This is a genomic window from Paenibacillus sp. YSY-4.3, from assembly GCF_054767475.1.
This window is the reverse complement of the sequence record NZ_BAABMC010000003.1, coordinates 693,241-717,602: the sequence shown is the minus strand read 5'-3', so window position 1 is coordinate 717,602 and position 24,362 is coordinate 693,241. Positions and strand designations below refer to the sequence as shown.

21 protein-coding genes are annotated in these 24,362 nt (G+C 50.8%); 16 read left to right on the top strand and 5 right to left on the bottom strand.

Annotation, left to right across the window (positions count from 1 at the left end):
* Positions 1 to 27: 27 nt before the first annotated feature.
* From ACYUJT_RS14115 to holA, 6 genes are all read left to right on the top strand, one after another.
* Positions 28 to 648: a ComEA family DNA-binding protein gene (locus ACYUJT_RS14115; protein WP_460323140.1), complete on the top strand. Its 621-nt coding sequence runs from the start codon at positions 28 to 30 to the stop codon at positions 646 to 648.
* A 15-nt stretch (positions 649 to 663) separates the two neighbouring features.
* Positions 664 to 1,182: a deoxycytidylate deaminase gene (locus ACYUJT_RS14110; protein ID WP_460323137.1), complete on the top strand. Its 519-nt coding sequence runs from the start codon at positions 664 to 666 to the stop codon at positions 1,180 to 1,182.
* A 133-nt stretch (positions 1,183 to 1,315) separates the two neighbouring features.
* Positions 1,316 to 3,958 (top strand): ComEC/Rec2 family competence protein, encoded by a 2,643-nt coding sequence (locus ACYUJT_RS14105; protein WP_460323135.1) that lies wholly within the window; start codon positions 1,316 to 1,318, stop codon positions 3,956 to 3,958.
* Between the two features lie 160 nt (positions 3,959 to 4,118).
* Positions 4,119 to 4,667 carry an RNA polymerase sigma factor gene (locus ACYUJT_RS14100; protein ID WP_460323132.1) on the top strand — a complete coding sequence of 183 codons (549 nt, stop codon included), beginning with the start codon at positions 4,119 to 4,121 and terminating at the stop codon, positions 4,665 to 4,667.
* Positions 4,664 to 5,887, top strand: a complete 1,224-nt coding sequence (locus ACYUJT_RS14095) for a zf-HC2 domain-containing protein (RefSeq protein WP_460323130.1) — start codon at positions 4,664 to 4,666, stop codon at positions 5,885 to 5,887. The genes ACYUJT_RS14100 and ACYUJT_RS14095 overlap by 4 nt, the downstream gene beginning before the upstream one ends.
* A gap of 342 nt (positions 5,888 to 6,229) precedes the next feature.
* Positions 6,230 to 7,249 carry a DNA polymerase III subunit delta gene (holA, locus tag ACYUJT_RS14090; protein ID WP_460323127.1) on the top strand — a complete coding sequence of 340 codons (1,020 nt, stop codon included), beginning with the start codon at positions 6,230 to 6,232 and terminating at the stop codon, positions 7,247 to 7,249.
* A 98-nt stretch (positions 7,250 to 7,347) separates the two neighbouring features.
* On the opposite strand, the gene rpsT is transcribed toward holA, so the two are convergent.
* Entirely contained in the window at positions 7,348 to 7,620 is a 273-nt protein-coding gene (rpsT, locus tag ACYUJT_RS14085; RefSeq protein ID WP_460323125.1) for a 30S ribosomal protein S20, read from the bottom strand.
* A 172-nt stretch (positions 7,621 to 7,792) separates the two neighbouring features.
* On the opposite strand from rpsT, the gene gpr reads away from it, so the two are divergent.
* From gpr to ACYUJT_RS14065, 4 genes are all read left to right on the top strand, one after another.
* Positions 7,793 to 8,806, top strand: coding sequence for a GPR endopeptidase (gene gpr / locus ACYUJT_RS14080; protein WP_460323122.1), 1,014 nt, complete (start codon positions 7,793 to 7,795; stop codon positions 8,804 to 8,806).
* 243 nt (positions 8,807 to 9,049) lie between these two features.
* The gene (locus ACYUJT_RS14075) at positions 9,050 to 10,339 is read left to right on the top strand and encodes a stage II sporulation protein P (protein ID WP_460323120.1); all 1,290 of its coding nucleotides are present in this window, start codon (positions 9,050 to 9,052) and stop codon (positions 10,337 to 10,339) included.
* Positions 10,340 to 10,364: 25 nt separating this feature from the next.
* Complete coding sequence (locus ACYUJT_RS14070) at positions 10,365 to 10,763, top strand: hypothetical protein (RefSeq protein ID WP_460323117.1); 399 nt, start codon at positions 10,365 to 10,367, stop codon at positions 10,761 to 10,763.
* Positions 10,764 to 10,903: 140 nt separating this feature from the next.
* On the top strand, positions 10,904 to 11,992 hold the full coding sequence (locus tag ACYUJT_RS14065) for a LacI family DNA-binding transcriptional regulator (protein WP_460323115.1): 1,089 nt from the start codon (positions 10,904 to 10,906) through the stop codon (positions 11,990 to 11,992).
* Positions 11,993 to 12,084: 92 nt separating this feature from the next.
* On the opposite strand, the gene ACYUJT_RS14060 is transcribed toward ACYUJT_RS14065, so the two are convergent.
* From ACYUJT_RS14060 to ACYUJT_RS14045, 4 genes are all read right to left on the bottom strand, one after another.
* On the bottom strand, positions 12,085 to 13,272 hold the full coding sequence (locus ACYUJT_RS14060; RefSeq protein WP_460323113.1) for a glycoside hydrolase family 130 protein: 1,188 nt from the start codon (positions 13,270 to 13,272) through the stop codon (positions 12,085 to 12,087).
* Between the two features lie 23 nt (positions 13,273 to 13,295).
* The gene (locus ACYUJT_RS14055) at positions 13,296 to 14,498 is read right to left on the bottom strand and encodes an AGE family epimerase/isomerase (RefSeq protein WP_460323110.1); all 1,203 of its coding nucleotides are present in this window, start codon (positions 14,496 to 14,498) and stop codon (positions 13,296 to 13,298) included.
* Between the two features lie 3 nt (positions 14,499 to 14,501).
* The gene (locus ACYUJT_RS14050; RefSeq protein ID WP_460323107.1) at positions 14,502 to 15,455 is read right to left on the bottom strand and encodes a glycoside hydrolase family 113; all 954 of its coding nucleotides are present in this window, start codon (positions 15,453 to 15,455) and stop codon (positions 14,502 to 14,504) included.
* Between the two features lie 200 nt (positions 15,456 to 15,655).
* On the bottom strand, positions 15,656 to 16,690 hold the full coding sequence (locus ACYUJT_RS14045) for a substrate-binding domain-containing protein (protein ID WP_460323104.1): 1,035 nt from the start codon (positions 16,688 to 16,690) through the stop codon (positions 15,656 to 15,658).
* A 371-nt stretch (positions 16,691 to 17,061) separates the two neighbouring features.
* Between ACYUJT_RS14045 and ACYUJT_RS14040 the strand changes: the two genes are divergently transcribed.
* The 6 genes from ACYUJT_RS14040 (at position 17,062) to lepA (ending at position 24,349) form a co-directional block, all read left to right on the top strand.
* Positions 17,062 to 18,396, top strand: coding sequence for an ABC transporter substrate-binding protein (locus ACYUJT_RS14040; protein ID WP_460323102.1), 1,335 nt, complete (start codon positions 17,062 to 17,064; stop codon positions 18,394 to 18,396).
* A gap of 105 nt (positions 18,397 to 18,501) precedes the next feature.
* Positions 18,502 to 19,377 carry a carbohydrate ABC transporter permease gene (locus tag ACYUJT_RS14035; RefSeq protein ID WP_460323100.1) on the top strand — a complete coding sequence of 292 codons (876 nt, stop codon included), beginning with the start codon at positions 18,502 to 18,504 and terminating at the stop codon, positions 19,375 to 19,377.
* 2 nt (positions 19,378 to 19,379) lie between these two features.
* The gene (locus ACYUJT_RS14030) at positions 19,380 to 20,213 is read left to right on the top strand and encodes a carbohydrate ABC transporter permease (RefSeq protein WP_460323098.1); all 834 of its coding nucleotides are present in this window, start codon (positions 19,380 to 19,382) and stop codon (positions 20,211 to 20,213) included.
* Between the two features lie 36 nt (positions 20,214 to 20,249).
* The gene (locus ACYUJT_RS14025) at positions 20,250 to 21,272 is read left to right on the top strand and encodes a glycoside hydrolase family 130 protein (RefSeq protein WP_460323095.1); all 1,023 of its coding nucleotides are present in this window, start codon (positions 20,250 to 20,252) and stop codon (positions 21,270 to 21,272) included.
* Positions 21,273 to 21,363: 91 nt separating this feature from the next.
* Positions 21,364 to 22,323: an acetylxylan esterase gene (locus tag ACYUJT_RS14020; RefSeq protein WP_460323092.1), complete on the top strand. Its 960-nt coding sequence runs from the start codon at positions 21,364 to 21,366 to the stop codon at positions 22,321 to 22,323.
* A gap of 208 nt (positions 22,324 to 22,531) precedes the next feature.
* Positions 22,532 to 24,349 carry a translation elongation factor 4 gene (gene lepA / locus ACYUJT_RS14015; RefSeq protein WP_460323090.1) on the top strand — a complete coding sequence of 606 codons (1,818 nt, stop codon included), beginning with the start codon at positions 22,532 to 22,534 and terminating at the stop codon, positions 24,347 to 24,349.
* The last annotated feature ends 13 nt before the right edge of the window (positions 24,350 to 24,362 follow it).

Sequence of the window (24,362 nt, the reverse complement as noted above, 5' to 3'; positions counted from 1 at the left end):
ATATATATGCATCTTGATGGGATCTTCATGACATTTTGGACAGATTCTTTTGAGATTGGAGCGATGAAATTGAAACGGGAGTACGTATTGACAGCGGTTGTATCGGCTGTAATCGGGGCGGGCTTGATGCTTTTAGCCGTTGGCGGCAGCCGTCCTGCTGGCATTGAAGGCTGGGTGCCAGTAAGCCGCGAGGTTGCTGCTGCGATGGCCGGCGATAGAGGGCAGGGGGCTGCTTCAGCGGCTACGGCGGAAGCGGGGGCAGGCCAGGCGCAGGCGGCAGGACGGGATGTTCTGGCCGCGGATAGCAGCGCTATCGTGCCGGATTCTGGCGCAGATGAAGCCGGGAAGGCGGACATGCCGGAGCAGAGCGGTGCGGGCTCTGCCGTACCGCCGGCATCTGACAGCGGCGCAGCCACGGTACCGCCGCAGCCGCCTGCCGAGCCGTCGCCGCAGGATGGGCTGGTGAGCGTAAATACGGCGAACAGTTCGCAGCTACAGACTATTCCGGGCATCGGTGAGAAGAAAGCGCAGGCGATCTTAGACTATCGGAATCAACACGGCTCTTTTAATTCCTTGAGTGATTTGAAGAAGGTGAAGGGCATCGGGGAGAAAGTGTTCCAGAAAATGAAGCCTTATATCAAACTGTAAGAGGAGAATTAAAGGATGAGTCCAGATACACGCAAAGATTGGGATACGTATTTCATGGATATCGCTTATATGGTATCCACGAGATCGCGCTGCAACCGGCGGCATGTGGGGGCCGTGCTTGTCCAGGGGAAGAAACTTCTCGGAACAGCATATAACGGCGCCCCGTCAGGAGTGCCTGACTGTTCGGAGGCGGGCTGCATGATTGCTGAGGAATACGAAGTGGTGACGGCAGGCGGCCAGGAAACAATGGTCAAGAAACAGCGCTGCGTCCGCACGATCCACGCGGAGCAGAACCTGCTGCTGTTTACCGACCGGATCGACCGGGAGGGCTCCAGCGTCTATGTGACCGATGAGCCGTGCTGGACATGCGCCAACATGCTGGCGAACAGCGGGATCACTGAAATTATTTTTCACCGTCCTTATCCGAAGGACACAGGCAAGGTTAAGGCGATGATGGCCCAGAAGGGGATTGCCTTCCGGCGCCTGGAATCGTATCAGCCTCCGAAGGAAACGGATGGACGGGTTGAGGATTAGAGTATAGAAGCATAAGAGCATTAGAGATGAAGGAAGAACCTCGTCTGCTGCGGCAGATTGGGGTTCTTTTTTTGCATTGGGGGAACCTGGCAAGGTTCGGATTAAGTCATTTTTTTGGAGAGGAGTTCGAGTGATGCGCCACAGGCCTTTAGTAATGGCGGTATGCAGCTGGATCGCCGGCAGCGCTCTGGCCTATTTGCACGATGGCTCTGCTTTTTGGCTGTTTTGGGCGGGGATATGGCTTGTCCTTCCCTTGCTGGGCTGGATTTTCGGCTGCCCGTGGAAAAAGCTGCTTATTTACGGACTGATGTTCTCGCTCGGGGCTGCTTATTGGTCGTACCATGACGGGAGAAATGTGAGCAGGCTGTCCGAATGGATGACCGCGAGCGACTTAGGTGCGGCTGCCGTCTCCGGGTCAGGACAGGTGCAAGTTCGGGGAATGCTGCTGTCTCCGGTGGAAGTGGACGGCGACCGCGCGGATTTTACGCTTCGCATTGAATCGGTATCTTTTACGGGTCAAGATTCAAGCCGCAGAATCGAAGACGCAGACGGAGAGAAGCTGATCGTGCAGCTGCGGCTGGCAGCTTTGGAGGAAGATGCGGTGGCAAACGAGTGGCGAAGAGGCCAGCGGATAGAGCTGGAGGGAACATTGGAGAGGCCGAATACGGCCCGTAATTTTGGCGGCTTCGACTATCGCGGTTATTTACGAATTCAAAGGGTTCACTGGATTCTTAAAGCCGTTGGCACTTCCACCGTGAAGGTCGAGGCGGACAGCAGGATTAGTCCGGCTATGCTGCTAGGAAAGGTTGACTCCGCTCGAAAGGTGCTTGGAGAGCGCATCGAGCGATTGTTCCCGGACTGGCAGGCGGGATATATGAAAGGGCTATTGATCGGCCTGGCCAGCGAGCTTGAGCCCGAGAAGTACGCGCAATTTTCCCAGCTTGGACTGACACATATTTTGGCCATTTCCGGCAGCCACGTGGCTATTAATGTAAGCTTGATTTTTGGCTTGCTGCGGCTGTGCCGGTTAACCAAAGAAAACGCCTATCGGATTGTGTTCTCGTTCATCCCCGTGTATGTGCTCATTACGGGATTTTCGCCCTCCGTAATCCGCTCGGGATTCATGACGATGATCGGAATATATTTATTGCGGCGCGGCTTCCTGAAGGACGGATTAAACATCTTGTCTGCGGTTGCTCTGTTGATGCTGCTATGGGAGCCTTACTACATGCTGAACGTGAGCTTTCAGCTTTCATTTATCGTGACGGCAGGGCTAATTGTATTCGTTCCCTTGCTCATGCCCTATCTTCGCTGGCTGCCCGCCAAGGTCGCCGGGGCCGCCGCGATAACGGTCGCTGCGCAAATCGTTTCTTTTCCGCTAACCATTTATTATTTCAACCAATTTTCGCTCTTATCTTTGGCGGCCAATATGCTGCTTGTCCCGATCATCGGGATGATCGCTCTGCCCGGCGGCACGGCGGCTCTGCTGCTAAGCGCATTGTGGCTGCCCCTCGGGGAATGGATCGCTTATCCGGTCCGGCTCCTGAACACTGCCACGTTCATCGTGACGGAATGGCTGAATGCGCGCAGCGGGTTCATGACTTACTGGAAATCTCCTTCGTTAACGTGGATTGCCGTATTCTATGCTGCTTGTTATTTGCTGCTGTACGCTAGGCACCGCAGCCGCATTATTCGTCAGGCTGACATGGAAGCCAGTGACGATACGCAGCCGCTCGGCCCATTGGCGAAGCAGCGGGCGTGGAAAGGCCACCGCAGCGGAAAATGGCGGAACGTCGCCGAAATTCGCCCTGAACAGCTGATGCAGGGTGGGCTTGCTGGCTTGCTGCTCGTCCAATTATATTTAGGATATCAGCCTTTAAATATTAAGGGCAGGGGACATGTCCAGTTCATCGATGTGGGACAAGGAGATTGCGCCTTGATTACTACGCCGGCCGGCCGGAATATTCTTGTGGACGGGGGAGGCACCGTTTCGTTCCGCAAACCGGAGGAGGCTTGGCGGAATCGTCGCGAGCCCTTTGAAGTAGGGGCCAAGACCGTCGTTCCTTTATTGAAAAAACGCGGGATCAACCGGCTGGATGCGATCATTCTTACGCACGGCGATCAGGATCATGCCGGAGGGCTGCAGGCGGTGCTCGAACAGTTTCCGGTGGATTCGATGCTTATTAACGGAACACTTAGCGATTCAAGCACAATCGCCAAACTGTTGGATACGGCGCTTCATAAGGGAATACCGATCTATGCCGCCAGGCAAGGAATGGGCTTAAAGTTCGATACATTGACCGAGCTGCGGGTTTTGTCGCCTGAAACGGGTGCATCGCCTAAGGAGCGAATTCTCTATAGCAAAGATCAGAATCATGAATCGGTCGTATTTGTATTACAAATGGCCGGAGCGACGTTTCTGTTTACGGGAGATATGGATGAAGCAGCTGAGCAGCGGGTTCTGGAGGAGCTTACCCGTGAGAGCCAGACTAGTATTTTGTCCAGTAGCTTGTCTTCTACTTATATAGATATCATGAAAATCGCCCATCATGGCAGTAAGACTTCGACATCCCTGGAATGGCTAGAATACTGGCGACCTGCGGCGGCCGTCATATCGGCTGGGGCTTCCAACAGCTACGGCCATCCCCATCCGTCCGTAGTAGAACGCATCGCTTCTTTGGGCAGCGGGATCTATCGAACGGATCAACAAGGAGAGGTGCAGATGGAAGTGGAAAACGGCCGCATTCGCGTGCGGTCCAAGTTGTTTACTCCGTGATGACGGGCTTCGTTTTTTCTGGTATTCTTAGGTGAGATTCAGGCCTTTATATGATAATGTAAGACTTTACTACTAAAAATTTCTAACAAAAATAGTAACAACATTGCAACATATCGCCTGTCGATATCGTCTGTAAGGTTGCAAGGAAGGGGGAGCCATTGTGGTGGAGCAGGAACTCATCAGAGCCGCTCAAACGGGCGATCGCGACGCTCTAATCACCCTATTGCGAGAAATAGAAAACCAAGTATACCGCACGGCCTATTATATTTTGAATGATGAGCAAGATGCGCATGATGCGGCCCAGGAAGCGCTGATCCGGATTTATACGAAAATCGATACTTATGAGGAAAAGGCCCAATTTAAAACCTGGGTGCAGCGGATTGTGACAAATATCTGCATCGACAAGTTTCGCCGAAAAAAACCGACGGTATCGATCGAAGAGCACGAGATCGTGTTTGAAGGCAAGGATAATGTCGAGCGTGAAGTGATGTCCGGCTATATTGCGCAGGATATCCGCGAGGCGATCGATCAGCTTCCCGAGCATCATCGCTCCGTTGTGGTGCTGCGGTATTTGCAGGACTTTTCGTATAACGAAATCGCTGAGAGCATGAATTTGCCGCTGAATACGGTGAAATCGTATTTATTCAGGGCAAGGCAGCAGCTTCAGCATCTACTCCAAGATTATCAGAAAGGTGGTGTGTCAGGATGAAATGCGCGGAGGTGGTGGAATGGATGCACCGGTATGTCGACCATGACTTAAATGACGAGGAAACATCTTTACTATTCGAGCATATTCGCGAATGCAGCGATTGTGCCGAGGAATTTGAGCTTCTGAACGAGTTATCAGCAAAACTCAGCGAGCTCCCGGATGTAACCCCGCGCTTTAGCCTTGTTGATCGGATCATGCCGCAGTTAGACGAGATTGACCGGGCCCGCCTTGAAGAGGGGAGCGCGGTGGAGAACGATGGCATTCTCGGATCGGTAGCTGCGCAGGCGGCGGCCAGCTCGAGCAGCATGCGGAGCAGAAGCAATAGCAAGGCAGCGCAGCGCAGCCGGAGCCGCAGATTCCGGACGGGGATTTTCGGCACGGTTGCAGCAGCGGTCATATTGGGTATTTTCATCACGCAATATGAGCCGCGAACGATTCCGAACGCGGAATTGTCGACGGCTAATCAAAGCGCGGAATCCTTGAATCAACCATCTTCAGGCAATGAGTTTTCCACGCGCAGCTTAGAGGAAGCCGAGAATCAAGCTTCCTCGGGAGCGGCTGGGAATTCAGGCGCACTTCAAGACGCAATCCCGGGCAGTACGGGAGAGATGAACTCCCTTAACCGTGACGGTCAGCCATCTTCGGCAGGGGATTCTGCTCCAGAGAAGAAGGGGTCTTCGGGGAACGACGGGGGCAAACAGGATTCTTCCCCCGACGCCAAGGCGAATTCATTTATGGGATTCAGCGGGGATGACGGTCGTCCAGCGGCAGATCATTCGGGCGGCGCCGAGAGTCGCTCTACGGAGAGGAACGGAGCAGTCGAGGAGGACCCGGCCGCAGGCAGTCCGGCGAATAATGGGGATGCGGGCGATCATCGCATGGAAATGGCTCCGCTGGCACCTGATATGCAGGTGTCTTCGCCAGACGGGCAAGCTCCGGCTAACCATTACGGCATTGCCGCTATGCCGGAAGAATGGGATTCTCCAGATGGAACGCACCGTGCCGTCTTGATGGGCAGTCATCTGTTCATCTATCAGGTTAATAACGAGGAGCATGTGCTCATTAAGGACGAAGAAGTTACCGGAACATGGCTCAAAGGCGAATGGTCCAGCGACGGTACGAAGTTTACCTATGAGGCGGATGTGGACGGCAGTGTTGCAAAGCATACCGTACAGGCTAAACCAGCGGTGAACGCGGAAAATTCTTCCCAAAATAAATAAGAGCAGCACGATTTCAAGAGATATGGAATAGGTTATATGTATAAGAGACATAAAAAGAATCGCCCCTGAACGTCGTATGACCGCCGGCGGGAAAGTTTCTAGAGCTTTTCAGCCCGCGTTTATATAGATGCTCCGGGACAAAGGGACCTGTTCGCCTGATGGCGAAGGTCCCTTTGTTTGTCTGTGTCGGCGGTAAAGCTGCTGTAAGTCAGGGGTTTTGGGGAATTGCATTTGGACGAAACACGGATTTCACAGTATCATAGTATTACGAATGTAGTAATGGCAGGAGCGAAATAGAGCATCACCTGCCAAGGATTATTGGTGAGATGAGAGGGGAAGCCGATGGATATCAAAACGGCGATCAAGGATATAAAACAGGGGCGCATTTCCCCTTTATATGTATGTTACGGGACGGAAAAATACCAAATCAACGAATTCATCGCTCTGCTTGAGAAGCATGTCGTCGATGAGGAGCAGCGCGACTTTGCCTTGGCAGCCTTCGATTTGGGTGAAACGCCGATCGAAGGGGTCATCGAAGAAGCAGAGACTTTGCCTTTTCTGGTGCCGCGCAAGCTGATTGTGGTAAAGGACGCTTCATTGTTCACGGCAGGAAAAGACGGGGGCAAGGTCGAACACAAGCTGGAATCTTTAACGGCATATATGTCGAACCCGGCCGAGCACAGCGTGCTTGTCTTCGTTGTTCAAGGGGAGAAGCTCGATGAGCGCAAGAAGATCGTCAAGGCGATCAAGACGGCGGGCACGGTGCTCTCGTTTATGCCGATGGGGAGCGGAGAACTGGCGGCATGGGCCATCAAGCAGGCGGAGAAGCGAGGGTGCAGCATGAGCCGGGAGGCGGCTGAAGCGTTGATAGCCGCAAGCGGCGTGCAAATGGCTGCGTTGGCCGTAGAGCTGGACAAGCTGTGTCTATATGCGGGGAACGGCGGCGTTATCGATGAGGCAGCCATAGCGCAGCTGGTAGCGCGCACGACGGAGCAAAACGTATTCACCATGGTGGAATGCATTGCGGGTCTCAAGCTCGAACAGGCGCTGAACATATTTTATGAACTGTTGAAGCAGCGCGAGGAGCCGATCAAGATTGCGGCGCTGATTGCCCGTCAATTTCGGATTATGCTGCAGGTAAAGGAACTGGGGCGGCAAAGTTATTCCCAGCAGCAAATGGCTTCACAGCTGGGGCTCCATCCTTATGCGGTGAAAATCGCCGGCGAGCAGGCCCGGAGGTTTGAGACGGCTAAGCTGCGCCAGGTACTGTTCGAGCTAGCGCAGCTGGATCACCAAATGAAGAGCGGCGGGATCGACAAGGTGCTCGGGCTTGAGCTGTTTTTGCTGCGTCTGGGTGCATAGCGAAGCAAATGTTGGGAATCATCTTATAAAGCAGTACCAAAAAGACCTGAACAATGATGTTCAGGTCTTCTTGAGCTTAAGTTTATAAATAACGGCGCTTACGCTTGGGACGTAAGGGCGTTCAATTTTTTAGCCAAGCGGGACTTCTTGCGGGCAGCAGCGTTTTTGTGGATCAAGCCTTTAGTAACAGCTTTGTCCAATTTCTTAGCAGCTGCAGAATAAGCTGTTTTAGCTACTTCTACTTCATTGTTGACCAGCGCAGTGTCGGCAGCTTTAACAGCAGTACGCAAAGCGGACTTTTGCGAAGCGTTCAGAGCACGGCGTTTGTCGTTAGTTTTTACGCGTTTGATAGCGGATTTAATGTTTGGCATTGCATTCACCTCCTGTAAAGCAAATATCATCCCAGATGATTCACAACTTAAAATATTTTATCACGCAGTAAGGCAAAAAGCAATAAATTCATTGCAAAGAAAAGACCTGCATAATGTCTATCATCCTCCAGCACAATATAAGATGATAACGTAAAAGGGAGGTCTTCCTCAGATGAATCTGGATTTACGAAAGTATTCGGTTCGTACGGATTTGGCAGTAGAGTCTAAAGAGCTTGCGGAGACGGTTCACGGCGGTCCGGTGACCGGGATTCATGAAGAAGTTGAAGAGCAGGACGGGATAAAAATTACTCGTCTGGACGTCAAAGATGAGCAGGCTTCGCGCCAAATCGGGCGGCTGGTTGGCCATTACGTTACCCTCGAGGTTCCCGGCTTGCGCAGTCATGACAGCGACCTGCAGGAAAGGGTGTCGGCCGCTTTTTCCAAGGAATTCATCGCTTTTCTGGATAAAATCGGCATCGGCCCTAGTGCCAAGGTTCTCATCGTTGGCCTAGGCAACTGGAATGTTACACCCGATGCGCTCGGGCCGCTGGTCGTAGAGAACGTCATCGTTACTCGGCATTATTTCGAGCTGACGCCGGACCAAGTGGCTCCAGGCTATCGCGAGGTCAGCGCGATTGCCCCAGGCGTGCTCGGCATTACGGGAATTGAATCCAGCGAAGTCGTGCAAGGGATCGTCGGCCGTACGAAGCCCGATGTGATCATCGCCATCGATGCGCTGGCTTCCCGTTCCCTGGAGCGGGTCAACACGGCGATTCAAATCGCCGATATTGGCATTCATCCGGGCTCAGGCATCGGCAATAAACGCAAAGGGCTGACGAAGGAAATTCTCGGCGTTCCCTGCATTGCGATCGGAGTTCCGACCGTATGTTACGCGTCAACGATCGTCAATAACGCGCTCGATATGATGATGTCCCATTTCAACGCAGAGAGTGGAAGTGAACAGGGCAACACAAAACGGATCATGGGGCTGCTTACCGAGCTTAACGAAGGCGAGCGATTGGGACTGGTTAAAGAGGTGCTTGAGCCGCTAGGCCATGATCTCATTGTGACGCCAAAGGAAATTGACGAATTTATCGAGGATATCGCGAACGTCATTGCTACCGGTCTGAACATTTCCTTGCATCAGGCCGTAGACAAGGATAATGTCGCTGCACATACTCATTAAGACTGATACGGCAATGGAAGGGACCTGCTCCAATTGGAAGTCGGATCGAAATCCGCCCGTTCAAGGGCGGATGGCCGGTTCCTTTCAGACGGGCCCTTTTGCGTCCGATTCTAACCCGATCCTATGAAGTTCGCAATCTAGCGGACTTTATTTTTTTGTGAGAGTAAGGGTTCTACTTGCCGGGATAGGTTCATAGATTTGGAGTATAGAAAGTGGTTCCGGCTAAAGGAGGGCTTCACAAAAATGAGATGGTTTAGAACTTGGAATGTCGGTCGAGTGCGACATAATTTCATGCGCATGCTTGCTATGGGACAGACGTTTCTGCTGTTATCGGTATTGTCGGTCATCTTCTTTCTGCTGCTAGGAGTAGGAGGAATTGCGGAAAAACAACTGAATACCTCTCCGGTCTCATCCATGAAAGGACTGGCTTCCTCTTTATCAAGCCGGTTCTTTATCAGCATGGTGGGCATGGAATTGCCTCATATGGTGCCGGAAAAGGAAATGAGCTCATTCTCGGGTAAGCAGATGACGAATTTCGTAGTCCAACTGCTGACGGATGTGAATCCGTCCGATCCTAAGAGCCTGGTAGCCCGTGAAGTGCCTGGCCTCGGTGCGGACAGTCCGATATTGCTGCGTACAGGATCGGGGAACAAGACAGTGCAGGCACCGGAGGATTATCGGCCAGGTGCTGGCGCGGACGGGAGTGGTCCAGATCATCCTGATCCGGATCACGGCCAGGAGCCCGATGCGGAGCCGGTTAAGCCGTCAGCACCTGAACCGGACGGTAAGGAGGACGAGCCGCCGATCCCGCCAGGCAACAAAAATATCGTTATGGTCTATCATTCGCATCCACAGGAATCTTTTAACCCGATTCTTGGCATAGATTCAACCAACCCCAGCTCATCCAAAGACATGATGAACGTGGGCCTAGTCGGAGATGCGCTGGCCAAGGCGCTTGAACGCAAGGGCGTGGCAACGCTTCATGCTTTCGAGAATTATGCGGCGAACGTGCAAAATTACAGTTATAACTATTCTTACAAATACTCGAGGCAGACTGTGAAGGAAGCGATGGCACAAAACGGGCAGCTGCAATATTTCATTGATATCCACCGGGATTCTCAGCGGCATGATAAAACGACGACGGCGATCGATGGGGTGTCCTACGCGCAGGTTTACTTCATTATCGGGCATGGGAACGAGAATTGGCGGAAAAACGAAGCTTTTGCCAGCACGATCCATGAGCGGCTTGAGAAGTCCTATCCCGGAATATCCAGGGGAATATGGGGTAAGACTTCTTCACAAGGGAACGGAGAATACAATCAGTCGCTGTCGCCGCAAAGTGTGCTGATTGAAATTGGCGGGATCGACAACACCCAGGAGGAACTGGAGCGAACCGCTGGCGTGCTGGCTGGGATCATTGCGGAGATTTACTGGGAAAGCCAGAATGCCGAGAAGGCTGGCTCGCTGACAAAGCAGCAGCCGCCGCAGAAGGACGGGCAGAAGCAGGTCGCGGCGAATCATCCCGCAGGATGAACGAAATTCGCAAGGGGGAGTCGCATTGTCACGTATGACGAGAAAATCATTGTTTTACGGATTGCTGCTCGTAGCGGGCATTACGTTTGGCATGCAGCTGGCGGAGACGGGGACAAATCGCATATACAGTCCTGTCGCTTCTGTGAGCGGCCGGCAGTACGACCAAGCGTATGCAGAGAGCGACCGAGTTCAGGCTGACCGGGAAGCGCTTTGGGAGAGACGGCCCCGGGATGCCGAAGCACCGAGGGTGACAACGTCGCTGCCCGAAATTCCGGAGCGCCTGCAAACTCCGGACAGCCTGCTGCTGCCTGCGCCAGAGCAAGCGCCGGTAGACCGCTTCGCCGATAAAGCGGCGAATCTGCTGCAGCAGGTGTCGCAGCGCAGCATCTATTGGGTTGCCTCGCTGTTTAATTCCGGCGATTAGCAGCCAGGAAATTATGAAATCTTCGGACAAACACCGATGTATGGACAGGGATAAATTTGTTATAATGAAGTTATATTTGTTATTAGTTTATATAACAAAGCGATCTCACTATAAGGGTGTATGTCCGGAGGTAGTAATCATTGAAGAAGGTAACGATGCAGCAAATCGCCGATCATCTCGGCGTATCCAAGTTTGTCGTCTCCAAAGCCTTGTCCGGCAAGGGAGGCGTAAATGAAATGACGAAGGAGCGGGTGATTCAGGCCGCTTCCCAGCTCGGCTATTTCAATCAGAAGAACGGCTATGTTAAGAACGTAAGGCCGACTATGGGGTCGACGGCGGCCATCCCCCCGGGGAAGCAATCGGTACTCGTGCTGATGCCGAATATTCGCTCGCAGAACAAGGAATCCCTCTACTGGGGCAAAGTTTTGGAAGGGATTTCGGATGAGCTTGAGGAGCAGAATCTCGGAATGATCATCGTTTCTGAGCCGCGAACCGAAGTGATGATGAATATCATCAATCCCGAAGGCATTCTCGGGATGATCGGCGTAGGTCAAATCGCCACCAGCCTGCTGCTGGAGGTACATCGTACAGGCTTGCCAATGGTGCTTGTCGATCACGAAGATAATCTGATTCCCGCAGATTCGATATTTGCCAACAACGTTGACGGAACCTACCGGATGGTGAACCACTTGATCGGGCTTGGGCATCGGGAGCTGCACTTTCTGGGCAATTTGAATTTCTCCAGAAGCTTTCGCGACAGATGGATTGGGTTTCGCAGCGCGTTGGAGGAAAATGGTCTGGATGTGCAGATGCATAGCGACCCGATGCTTAACTTGGACAGCGTGGAGACCGGTGGTTTCGGTCCAGGCCTGAAGGACTGGCTGCTGGCTAGAAAACAGTCTAAGTCGACGGCTTTGCCAACGGCATTGGTTTGTGCCAACGACGCGATCGCGCTGCATACGATTGGAATTCTGAAAGAGCTGGAAATTCGCGTGCCGGAGGATATCACCGTAACGGGCTTCGACAACATCGACGATGCCGCCCGCTTTGAGCCTAAAATTACGACAGTGAGTGTTCCGAAGGAGCAGTTGGGCAGACGAGCGGTCACGAAGCTGCTGGATCGGCTGGCCGATTCGAACAGGGCGGTGGAGAAGTGGCTTATTTCGGTAGAGTTGCTATACCGGCATTCGGCCTCGAAACCGAGAGAAGCAGCGCATGCATCAACCTGAACAGTACGATAGAGCCTATATGAGGCTTTGAGGAAAATAAGAGAAACCTCGCCGTAGGGCGAGGTTTCTGTCGTTTCTTACGATGATAGAATTTATAAGTTTTCAGCCATGAAACGAATATTGCTATTGATAAGCCCGATTCTTTGTTCAACGCATGCAAATGAACGAAGAGGGTCTTCCGGCGTATGAAGCGCGTAATCGACCAGCTGCCGGGCCGTGGTTGTGGCCACGTGGATCCGGGTGTCGGAGGAGGCATAGTAAATGTAAACATCTCCGTTCTCACGAGCAATGATTCCGTTGCAAAATACGACGTTGGAGACGTCGCCGACCCGCTCTTCGCCTTCTGGAGCTATCAAGTGGCCACCTGGGCTATGCGTGATGCGGTGCGGCTCGTTCAGATCGGTAATGAAAGTGTACAGTACATACCTTAGTCCCGCTGCCGTATTTCGCACCCCGTGCGCAATATGGAGCCATCCAGCATCCGTGCGGATCGGGGCAGGGCCTTGGCCGTTCTTCACTTCTTTAATCGTATGGTATTGGCGTTCATCCACGATAGTTTCCTCATCGATGACAGCTTGCTCGATTGATGAGGACAGCCCCCAGCCGATTCCGCCGCCTGACCCGGCGTCGATGAATCCATCCTGCGGCCGGGTATAGAAAGCGTATTTGCCGTCGATGAACTCAGGATGCAGCACTACGTTGCGCTGCTGCGGAGATTTCGTCTTCAAATCGGCTAGACGTTCCCAGGTCGCGAGGTCTTTCGTGCGGGCAATGCCGCATTGGGCGATCGCGCTGGACAAATCTCCTTTGGGCGCATTCGGGTCTTTGCGCTCCGTACAGAACAAGCCGTAAATCCAGCCGTCTTCATGTTTCACGAGACGCATGTCATAGACGTTGATATCGGGATCTTCGGTTTCCGGGAGAACGACCGGATGATCCCAGAAGCGGAAGCCGTCCACGCCGCTTTCGCTTTCGGCGACGGCGAAGAAGGACTTACGGTCGACTCCCTCTACGCGGGCAACCAAATAAAATTTGCCGTTAAGCTCGATGGCTCCCGGGTTAAAAACGCCGTTAACGCCAAGTCTTTCTGCGAAGAACGGGTTCGTTTCCGGATTGAAATCATATTTCCAAATCAAGGGCGCATGCTCGGCGGTAAGCACCGGGTAGCGATAGCGATCATAAATGCCGTTGCTGAACGGAATTTTCTCGTTGGGACGGGCAATCAGGGATTCATACTTCTTGGTTAATGCTGCTTTTCTTTCCGCAAATCGTGCGTTCATATTTACGGCCTCCATTTATAAAATTATTTGCACAAACGAGCGATCATTTCCAGGCAAGCTCTTCCATTATGATAAGGGCATTTCCAAGCGCTGACCTTCGGCTCTGCAATGGGAATGCCATCTTCGCGTACGGCCCAGTGCCATTCGCCATGCATGGAATCGGAGATGAAATGGCGGATAAAACGCCAGGAGCCTTGAGCGGCCTCCATGAATTTCTTGTCTCCGGTAAGCTGATAGGCATTATAGAAGCCGACCATAGCCTCGGCCTGCGGCCACCAATCCTTATTGGTATCCGTCAGCCCCTGTTCATCGGCTTCATTCCATAGTCCGCCGTCTTTATCTACGCCTTCAGCAAGCGTCGTCTCAGCCATGGCGATGGCCGTTTGCTTGACGCGCTCCAGCAGGTTGTGCTCATGTTCCAGTACTTCTGCCGCTTCTACGAGCAGCCAACTGCCTTCGATATCGTGGCCATAGGAGATAAGTGTGCTTTTTACATTCCACTCCTCATCGAAGAACAGATAGAAATGAGCATTCTCTGGATTGATGATATAATCCAGCGTAACGTGGATCAGTTCCTTCAGTTTCCGTTCCAATGCTTCCGACTTCCATACCCGGTACAGGTTAGTGTAGGCTTCAAGCACGTGCAGATGAGTGTTCATCGATTTTTTCTCGTTCAAATCCTTGTTGCTTAAGGTCAAATCATCGGTAACCTGCCAGTCGCGGGAGAGGGCCTCGATATAGCCTTGGTGGACGGGATCGTAGCTTTGCTTCTCTAGTAGTTCAAACAGTTGGACAGCCTGTTGCACTGGCTCGGGACGTCCTGATGCCAGATGGTATTCCGACAGCGCGTAAATGACGAAGGCCTGGCCATACACCTGTTTTTTGTCTTGAATTGGCTGGCCAGTGTAATCGACCATCCAGTATAATCCTCCGAATTCATTGTCCATGAATGCGTCCAGCAGATAGCTATAAGCTCTGTCGGCGATACGTAAATATCCGGCGTGCGGATATACGCGGTGGGCTGCCGAAAATGTCCAGAGGATGCGCGCATTCAAGACAAGGCTTTTTGCGGCCTGAGGCCGGATTGCTCCGGCATGATCCATCTCCCCGATGAATCCTCCGTGATCCACATCTACGGTACGCTCCATCCAGAAGCGCAAAATATGATTATTCAGCTCGTCTTCGATTTCCGCCAGCCAGGCAGCTGTATTTGCTTGTTCGCTCAAGGCTCATTCCCCATTTCTAATCTTGGAAGTGTAATAATCGAAAATAACCGATTCGGCTTTTTTGCCATAGACGCAATAACCGTCATCCGCTGCCGCTTCCTCGCGCGAATAGAGCCTTGCCGGCCAATCCCACAGCATGAAGCCCCCAACCCATTTCCGCCTGTCGCAAGCGTGGAACATCGCATCGTAAAATCTAACCTGTTCATCCTGATTTGCTGAGCCGGCCAGCGTCCAATCGTTAGGGATGGCGGCGGAGCCACTGCGGCTCGGGCAGCCGGCCTCCATGAAGAAAAACGGTTTGCCGTATGCCTGAACGACTGTTTCGATGCGATCCAGTTGATTCTCCCAATCGTTTGCCGGATAGTAGCCGCTGGAGGAGATGATATCCAACGCATCCCACCAGTCGACGTTATCCTCTTGATATTTATCGCAATTATACGTAACAAGTCCCGTGTACACTTTACGGACTTCGGCAATCAACTGCCGCCATTCGGCTTCCCGGCGATCCGTCTGTACCATTTCACAGCCGATGCACAGCATTTCACAGCCTGTCTCCTCAGCAATTTTGGCAAAATGAAGGATGTAGGCGCTATAAGAACGGAACCAGTCCGACCATTTGGGTTCGCACGGAACATCTTTGTCGAAAAAATTAATATGCGCCCGCCAGGTTCCGTCCGCGCAGTTCACAATCGGCTTCAGGCATACGTTCAATCCTAAGTTTTTTGCTTCCCGAATCGCCCATCTTATTTCTTCGTCTGTTACCGTTGGCGCTTCCCAGTAAGGAATTTCGGTAGAATGGGCAGTAGCCTGGAGCGCCGAGAAGGCGATGGCCGTCCAGTTGGCCCCGGTTGCAGCAGCCATTTGTTCCATAGAACGCTTAGCTTCGTCATTTGCCCATGTTCCGCGAACACCCATGAATCCCCAGGTCATTCCGGCGATGTAATCCGGCATTTTCATCGTATCAGCCTCTCTTTGTTAGTAAGTTGTGGAGCGTGAAAAAACAGCGGTTTGAAAAGGTAGTTAAGACATTTGTTAGATTTGTTATCATAATATTTATTATGTTATATAACTAATATATAGATGTTTTCGGCAAATAAATCAACCGTAAATTGTGGCGAAAATGAAAAAACCGCCACTAAGGGCGGATTTGTTCAGCATCAAGTGCAAGATATGTTTTTGGCTTCGGTGTCTATTTGTCTGGCTGATTGCCGGTAAATAATATTGCCCTGCACCATAACGCGTCCGAACTTGCGATGCGGGTTCTCGATTTTATCCATGATGAATTTGACGGCCGATTTGGCCATTTGCTCAATGTCGACCTCGACCGTCGTAAGCTGTGGCGAGGTTAGTGTGGCGTATATGTCGTTATCGAAGCCGACAACGGAGCAATCCTCGGGGATGCTGAAACCGTTCAGTTTCAGCTTGTCGACCAGCAGATAAGCGATTTGGTCGCAATTGCAGACGAAGGCGGTCGGCAGCGGGTCCGGCAGCGCAATGTCGATAAATTTTCCCTTGTCGTCCCGATCGCTTAATATCAAGGTTTGATCCAGCTGCATCCCATGCTCCAGCAAGGATTTATAGTAGCCGAGATACCGGTCCTGGATGCTGCTCGTCGAATAAATATTCCCGACATAGGCGATTCTGCGGTGACCGTTGCGAATCAAATAATTCGTCATCTCGTAAGCGCCGTAGAAGTTGTCGGTAACAATGGAATCGATGTCGGCATGCTCGTCATAGAAATCAAGAAATATTTTCGGAAGATCCATGTTTTGGACCGTCTCGATATACTGTTTGCTGATTTGGCCGAGGACGATGATGCCGTCGACCTTATTTTCGCTGTAGACCCGGGGAAAATTCAAATGCTCCTCATCCTCGTTGCTCAAAATATTTAGAATGCTGAAATATCCGTATTGATCCAGGAGCAGCGAAATTTGCTGATATACGCGTAAATAGAACGAGTGGGACATCCCGGTAAACCGCTCGGGGATGAGCACGCCGATATTTTTCGATAAACCGTCTTTAATTGATTTGGCCGCAGAGTTGTAACGGTAGCCCATTTCCCCGGCCAAAGCTTTGATCTTCTGTTTAAGCTCCTCGCTAACACCTTCTTTATCGTTAAGTGCTTTGGATACCGTCACACTGCTGACACCGAGCTTATTCGCGATATCCCGCATCGTAATGTTGCTCTTCATAAAACCACCTGCTTTCACGTCATACAAAATCATAACTTTAATGCAATAGCCTACAGGTAGTATACATTTATATTTTTTAAAGATAAAGAAAAGTTTAGAATAAGTTATAAATTAGCTAATCGTTAACTTAATTTATATATTTAATTTCATGACTTTATGTTGAACTCTTGAAATTTTTCAGCTTGTTTCAAAAAGGTTCTTCTCGAAAATAGCCAATGGGCAAAAAAGCTTTACTGCATAAGTTTTGCAGGTGTTAAAACCATAGTGAAAACAAAAAAAGAAAATTAAATGATTGACGGGAAAACGCATTCAGTATACCATCTGAGTTGTAAGTTACCGATAACCTAATTTAATAGAGAGGGGTTGCAAGAATGAAGAGACGAAAAGTGGTATTGGGGTTAATGGCTTTGACGCTCGTACTAGGGTTGCTTGCAGGCTGCGGAGGCAAAGGCGGTAATGGAGCAGTTAACGGCGGGACAAGCAGTAACGGTTCAAGCAATGGCGGGGGAGTCAAAGGCGAGATTACCGTGATCACGCAAAGAACAGATATTGTGGATACGGTATTCAAAGAGTACGCTGCCAAGTTTAACGAGGAATACCCGGATGTAAAAGTAAAGTTCCAAGCTCTGTCTGATTATGAAGGGCAAATCACGGTGCGAATGAGCTCCGATGATTATGGAGATGTCCTCTTGCTGCCGACGAGTATTCCACTTGTAGATACGCCTCAATTTTTTGAGCCGCTTGGCGATCTGGAGGAAATGAGCAAGGAATACATTGGTCTGGAAGAGAGAGCTGTAGATGGCAAAGCTTACGGGATTCCGACTGCGGTTAACTTCTCCGGCATTCTGTATAACAAGAAGGTGTTTGAAGACGCTGGGGTGACGGCGGCGCCTAGAACGGCGGATGAATTCTTGGCAGCGCTGAAAGCGATTAAGGAGAAAGGCGGCGCTATTCCGCTGTACACGAACTATGCTGACGGCTGGCCATTGACCCAGTGGGAGTCCGTACTTACGACAGTTGCTGGCGATGTGGACTATGTAAACGTAACGCAGCCGAACACCGACGATAACTTTGTGCCTGGCCAGCCGCACTATGAGCTGTATAAAGTAATGTACGATGCCGCCGAGCAAGGGTTGATCGAGAAAGACCCGACGACGACGAATTGGGAAGCTTCCAAGTCTGATCTTGCTAACGGTAAAATCGGCGCTATGGTGCTAGGCTCCTGGGCGATTGGGCAAGTACAGGAGCTGGCAGCCAATCCGGCGGATATCGCCTACATGCCGTTCCCTACAAATGCTAAAGAGGTTATCATGCCATTGGCGGATGACTACACATTAGGTATTAGCAAGCATAGCAAGAACAAGGAAGCTGCGAGAGCATGGGTCGACTGGTTCATTAAAGAATCTGGTTACCCGACTGAGGTAGCTGGCGGAATGAGTCCGGTAGTCGGCGCTGCACTCCCGGAGACTCTCAAGCAATTTGAAGGTACAGAAGTTAAGTTTGAACTGCAAACTCCGGCACAGCCAGGTCAAGAGGGCTGGGTGGACAAGATCGATAAGGATGCCGAAATCGGTCTGTGGCAGCCTGATTTCAAGAAACGGATAATTGAAGCTGCGGTCGGCAATCGTAAGGAATCCTTCGATGACATTATGAAAGAACTGAACGAGGGATGGGTGAAATCCCGGACAAAAGTAACGCAGCAATAAGCGATCCGGAGTATCTTGCGGGTTGAAATCACGGGGGGACGCATGAAAGTGCGTTTTCCTCCATTATCCGAAATAAGACAGAAGCAAGACCTGGAGGTGTGAGTGGTGTTTGCAAACCTAAGCTACAAGACGCAAAGACGAATCATAATAATCGCGTTCTCGTTTATTCCGGTCGTCTTACTGTTCACGTTTGCTTATCTCCCTGTATTCAATATGTTAAAGTACAGTTTTACGAACTGGAATGGTTATAGTAAAACTTTTGATTACGTTGGATTTGATAACTATAAAACGATTTTTACGAATCCAAAATATTTTTCCGTCTTCAAAGTCAGTCTTTACTATTTTGGAGCGACCTTCGTACAGCTGGGATTAGCCCTTTATTTCGCTACCATACTTAGCTTTAATGTACGCTTTAAAAATTTTTTTAAAGGGGTTTTATTTTTCCCTTACCTGCTTAATGGGGTAGCCATCGGCTTTATATTCCTAGTTTTCTTCCGTCCTGACGGTACACTGGATACGCTGCTTCATGTTCTGGGACTGGGGCATTTATCGCAAGGGTGGCTATTCAATCCGAATATTATTAATATTTCGCTCGCAGGCGCATCTCTGTGGAGGTACATGGGCTTCAACTTTATTATTTTCCTCGGGGCCATATCATCCATCGGCAAAGACATTTACGAGGCGGCTGACATTGACGGGGCTAACCGCTGGCACCAATTCAAACATATCATTCTGCCTAGCATCAAGCGAATTTTGCAGCTTAACTTAATTTTGTCTATTAGCGGCGCAATCAGCGCATTTGATATTCCATATATCATGACCGGCGGTTCTAACGGAAGTAACACCTTCGTTATTCAAACGGTCGATGTCGCATTTAAATACAGTAAGCTGGGTCTTGCTTCGGCTATGGCCGTCGTGCTGCTTATTATCGTCATTCTCGTGACACTGCTCCAGCGGGTGCTGATTAAGGGGGATGATTGATTATGTATAAGCTTAAATATGCAATAGGTAGTACGGTTAAATACATCACTTTAGTTTTAGGCGCTTTTACGGCGCTACTACCGATTATCGTTGTATTCTTCTCATCATTAAAAACAAATGCTGAATACGGTGCGACCAGTCCGTTGGACCCACCGCAAAATTGGACATATTTTTCGAACTATACGAAGGCTTTTGTTGATGGGAAAATGCTGCTTGGTTTCGGCAATACGATCTTTATTCTGATCATCTCCATTGCTGGGGCTACGCTGATCGGCTCCATGATCGCATATGTGCTCAATCGGTTCAAATTCCGTGGCAGCAAGCTGCTCATGGGAGCATTTTTGTTGGCAACCTTGATCCCGAGTGTAACGACACAGGTTGCAACGTTTCGAATTATTGACGCGCTGGACATGGTAAATACGCGATTTGCGCCGATTCTTCTTTACTTGGGAACAGACATTATAGCCGTGTATATTTTCTTGCAATTTTTAGATACCATTTCTGAATCCTTGGATGAATCTGCCATGCTGGATGGCGCTTCTTACATAACGATCTTTTTCAAGATCGTGCTGCCGCTGCTGGCTCCGGCGATTGTAACAGTCATTATTGTAAAGGGCGTAAACGTTTATAACGACTTCTATACCCCTTTCCTTTATATGCCTGGTGAGAATTTGCAGGTTATCTCCACTGCTTTGTTCAAGTTTAAAGGCCCTTACGGATCGCAGTGGGAGGTCATATGCGCCGCGATTATGATTACGATTATTCCTATTCTCGTCGTATTTCTTGCCTTGCAGAAATATATTTATAACGGTTTTGCGCAAGGTTCCGTGAAATAAATAATCTGATTATCGTTTTGGGAGGAGAATTATCTCATGACAGAGGTACGTATTATTGGAGAGAAATTAACCAACATGCCTTGGCAGGAAAAACCAGAGGGAGCGATAGGTCCTGTATGGAGACATAGCGACAACCCGGTGATTAAGCGGAATCCGGCCAAGGGGATCGCCCGTATTTTTAATAGTGCTGTAGTGCCATTCGAGGGGCGATTCGTCGGAGTGTTTCGCGCGGAAACAATCAATGGGCGGCCGCATCTTCATCTTGGGTGGAGTGACGATGCGCTGAACTGGTCGATCCAAGAAGAGCGGATCGATTTCGTTGATGACGCAGGCAATCCGTTCCAGCCGAACTACGCCTATGATCCACGGGTCGTTAAGGTGGACGGAACGTACTACATTATTTGGTGCACCGACTTCTACGGCGCTGCCATCGGCGTGGCGCAGACTGAGGATTTTAAAACGTTCGTGCGCCTTGAAAATCCCTTTTTGCCATTCAATCGCAATGGAGTGCTCTTCCCGCGTAAAATCAACGGCAATTTCGTCATGCTCTCCCGTCCGAGCGATAGCGGGCATACGCCATTCGGCGATGTATTCCTTAGCGAAAGCCCTGATTTCGTCTATTGGGGCAAGCATCGCCATGTCATGACCAAAGGTGGGCAAGGCTGGTGGCAATCGGTGAAAATCGGCGGCGGTCCGGCTCCGATCGAGACGACGGAAGGCTGGCTTATGTTCTATCACGGCGTTACAGGTACGTGTAACGGGCTCGTATACAGCATGGGAGCTGTCATTCTTGACCGGGATGAGCCGTCCAAAGTGAAGTACCGTTCGGCGAACTATGTGCTGACGCCCGAAGAGTGGTACGAGGAGCGTGGCTTTGTGAACAATGTCGTATTCCCTTGTGCCACGCTGCATGATGCTGAGACGGGCCGGATCGCCATCTATTATGGGGCTGCGGATACTTATGTGGGTGTCGCGTATACGAAAGTAAAGGAAATTGTAGATTATGTAATCGCGACGAGCGAAGAAGTGGCCGATGATGCCGGAATCGGCATGATGTAACTTGAGATTCGCGGCAACTACACTAGGCAGAAGACGAAATCATGCATAATTAGAAGCGGGTTTCGTCCTCTTATTTTAGGAGGCGTGACGGATGGGCAATGACATGCCATTAGCAGAGTTGAAGCAATATGAAGGAAGCAGTCCGAAACCGGCCGATTTTGACTCGTATTGGGAAAGAGCGCTTCAGGAGCTTGCAGGGCAGCCGCTGGATTATGAGTTGGTTCCGGCCGAGTCTGTCAGTCCGTTGGCGGATTGCTATCACCTGTATTTTATCGGCGTAGGCGGAGCGCGGATACATGCGAAATACGTGAAGCCGAAGAAGGTAGAAGGTAAAGGGCCGGCGATGGCGATGTTCCATGGCTATTCATGCGATAGCGGGGATTGGGCGGATAAGGTGAATTACGCGGCTCACGGCATTACGGTGTTGGCGATGGACTGCCGCGGCCAAGGCGGCTTGTCAGAGGATAATTTGACGGTACAGGGAACGACGATTCGAGGCCATATTATCCGGGGTATCGATGACCCGAATCCGGATAAGCTGTATTTTCGGAACGTCTTTCTCGATACGGTACAAACAGTGAGAATTCTGATGAGCATGGATCATGTGGATCTGGAGCGAATAGGCGTGCACGGCCTCTCGCAGGGAGGCGCCCTTGCAACGGCTTGCGCCGCGCTGGAACCGAAGGTCAGGCTGGCGGTACCCGTATATCCGTTTCTGTGCGATTACCGGAGAGCCTGGGAACTGAACATCACGACTTCAGCTTATGAAGAGATTCATTATTACTTCCGTTTCTTCGACTCCCACCACTTGCGGGAGGAAGAGATTTTCACGAAGCTGGGTTATATCGACATTCAAAATCTGGCCAGCCGGATTAAGGCCAAGGTGTTGTTTGTGACCGGACTTGCCGATACGATCTGTCCGCCGTCCACGCAATTTGCGGTTTATAACAAGATCCAAGCGGAAAAGGAGCTGCTGGTCTACCACGAATACGGACACGAGTATTTGCCATATTTGGGCGACCGTACTTTGCAAGCGTTCCTTAAACTGTAGAGCGGAAGTTATATAGTAGCTTCTATATTATATAGAAGGAATTGTCCCGACGGCAGGTTGTAGAGCAGCCCGAGTCGGGAATTTTTTATTATTTAAACGGAGAACAGGATGGCAAAAAAACTACTGCACAATGCCAACATTGCTGATGCTTTCTATACCTGATATAATAAATTGATTATACTTCAAAGGATTTGTGGTGGGGGTAACAATGACAGATATTAGAGCAAGGCAGCAAAAAATTCGGAATTTCTGTATTATTGCACATATCGACCATGGCAAATCAACGTTGGCTGACCGCATTTTGGAATATACCGGGGCATTGACCTCGCGGGAAATGCAGCAGCAGGTGCTTGATACGATGGATTTGGAGAGAGAACGCGGAATTACGATTAAGCTTCAGGCCGTACGTCTCTCTTACCGTGCAGATGACGGTGAAGAATATGTGCTTAATTTGATTGATACGCCAGGACACGTCGACTTCACGTACGAGGTATCCAGAAGCTTGGCAGCCTGTGAAGGGGCGCTTCTGGTCGTCGATGCCGCACAAGGGATCGAAGCTCAAACGCTGGCTAACGTCTACTTGGCATTGGATAACAATCTTGAAATTTTGCCAGTCATCAACAAGATCGATTTGCCGAGTGCTGATCCAGATCGCGTGAAGCAGGAGATCGAAGATGTGATTGGACTGGATGCAAGCGAGGCTGTCCATGCTTCAGCGAAAGCCGGGATCGGCATTAGAGAAATTATCGAGCAGGTCGTGCAGAAGGTGCCTGCGCCGACGGGAGATCCCGACGAGCCGCTGAAGGCGCTGATCTTCGACTCGCATTATGACCCGTACAAAGGGGTTATCGTATATGTCCGCGTTATTAATGGACATATCAAGGCAGGCTCCAAGATTAAAATGATGTCGACCGGTAAGTCGTTTGAGGTCATCGAGGTCGGCGCGTTCATGCCGCGGATGACGATGGTAGACGAGCTTAATGTTGGGGATGTAGGATTTATCGTCGCCGGAATTAAGACGGTGGGCGACACGCAAGTCGGGGATACGATCACGGATGCGAAGAATCCGACGGCAGAGCCGCTCCCGGGTTATCGTAAGATCAATCCGATGGTATTCTGCGGCCTGTATCCGATCGACACGTCGGATTACAACGATTTGCGCGAAGCGCTGGAGAAGCTGCAGCTGAACGATGCTTCGCTGAGCTTCGAGCCGGAAACCTCCAGTGCGCTTGGCTTTGGATTCCGCTGCGGATTCCTTGGTCTGCTGCACATGGACGTCATTCAGGAACGTATCGAGCGCGAGTTCAATATCCCGCTCATTACGACCGCGCCAAGCGTTATATACAAAGTGGCCCTGACGAACGGAGAGACGATATCGATTGATAACCCGTCGAACTATCCGGAGGTCGGCAAGATCGATCACGTGGAGGAGCCGTACGTCAAAGCGTCCATCATCGTACCGAATGATTTCGTAGGTACCGTCATGGAGCTTTGCCAGAGCAAACGCGGGGAATTCATCAATATGGAGTACCTCGATACGACGCGGGTAACGATTACGTATCAGGTTCCATTGTCCGAAATCGTGTACGATTTCTTCGACCAGTTGAAATCGAGCACGAAGGGCTATGCTTCCTTTGACTACGAGCTTTCCGGCTACCGTCAATCGAACCTGGTCAAAATGGACATCCTTCTCAACGGGGAGCAGGTGGATGCGTTGTCCTTCATCGTTCACAGAGACCGGGCTTTCCACCGTGGCCGCGGCATTTGCGAGAAGCTGCGCGAGCTGATTCCACGCCAAATGTTCGAGGTGCCGATCCAGGCATCCGTCGGTACGAAGATCGTAGCTAGAGAGACGGTCAAGGCGATGCGCAAAAACGTGCTTGCCAAGTGTTATGGCGGGGACATCTCCCGTAAGCGCAAATTGCTCGAGAAGCAAAAAGAAGGCAAGAAGCGCATGAAGCAGGTAGGTAACGTAGAGGTGCCGCAGGAAGCATTCATGGCGGTGCTGAAAATCGACGACAATTAACTGATCATTCTGC